1 pseudogene is annotated in these 1,388 nt (G+C 69.7%); it reads right to left on the minus strand.

Annotated features, from left to right (window positions below):
• Window positions 1–1,388, minus strand: a pseudogene (locus SSOG_RS05450) (mannose-1-phosphate guanyltransferase); the annotation flags it as partial.

Consider the following 1,388-nt stretch of genomic DNA (forward strand, 5'->3'; position numbering starts at 1 on the left):
CCACATGCCGCATGACCAGGCCCTTGACCGCCCAGGGGGTGGCCAGATCACGCCGCTGCACATGGGCCCGCGGAATCCGCGCATCGATCTGGCTGAGCGTCAGCTGGGTGCGCGCCACCAGGCCGATGAGCCGGACGAAGGCGGCCGTACCGTCGAAGACGCTGCTGAACTCGGGAACGATGAAGCCACCGCGGCCGTCGCCGCCGAAGATCGTCGTCTCGGACCGGGCGACCCGGGTCAGATCGTCCGCCGCGGTCGTCGTCCACTCCACCTGGGTGCCGTGGTACGCCGCGACCTGCTCGGCGATACGGGTCGTGGTCACCGGAAGCGCCACCCGCCCGCTCCGTCGCTCCGCGGCCACCAGGTCCAGCATCACCAGCAGCGCCCGGTCGTCCTCCACGATGCGGCCGCGCTCGTCCACGAGCGAGAACCGCTCACCGACGGGATCGAACCGGACACCGAAGGCCGCGCGGGCCGACGCGACGATCTCCCCGAGCCGGGCGAGCCCGGAGCGGCGGCCGTCGGCGGTCTCGGTGGGGCGCGACTCGTTCAGCCCCGGGTTGATCGTCAGCGCGTCCACTCCGAGCCGTCCCAGCAGGCTGGGGAGGACGAGCCCGGCGCTGCCGTTCGCGGCGTCCACCACGACCTTGAGACCGGACTCGGCGATACCGCTGACGTCCGTGGAGCGCAGCAGCGAGCCCGTGTACGAGTCGTAGACGCTCGACGGGAAGCTCAGGTCACCGATCTCCCCGGGGAAGGCCCGGCGGTACTCCTGGCGCGCGTAGACCCGGTCCAGCTTGCGCTGTCCTCCGGCGGACAGATCGGCGCCGCGCTCGTCGAAGAACATGATGTCCACGGAGTCGGGGACTCCGGGCGATGTACGGATCATGATGCCGCCGGCGCTGCCTCGGGCCGTCTGCTGGCGGGCCACCGGCAGCGGCACGTTCTCCAGGTCCCGGACGTCGATGGCGCTGGTCTGGAGGGCGGAGATCATGGCCCGTTTCAGGGCGCGGGCGCCACGGGAGTGGTCACGCGCCGTGGTGACCGTGGAGCCCTTCTTGAGGGTCGTGGCATACGCACCGGCCAGCCGCACCGCCAGCTCGGGGGTGATCTCCACGTTGAGGATCCCGGACACGCCCCGGGCCCCGAAGAGATGGGCCTGCCCCCGCGACTCCCAGATGACCGAGGTATTGACGAACGCGCCCGCTTCGATGGTCTTGAACGGATAGACCCGGACGTTCCCCTGGACGATCGATTCTTCACCGATCAGACACTCGTCGCCGATCACCGCCCCGTCCTCGATGCGGGAGGCACGCATGATGTCGGTGTTCTTGCCGATCACACAGCCGCGCAGATTGCTCTGCTGGCCCACATAAACGTTGTCATGG

The sequence above is a fragment of the Streptomyces himastatinicus ATCC 53653 genome (genome assembly GCF_000158915.1).
GTDB classification, from domain to species: domain Bacteria; phylum Actinomycetota; class Actinomycetes; order Streptomycetales; family Streptomycetaceae; genus Streptomyces; species Streptomyces himastatinicus.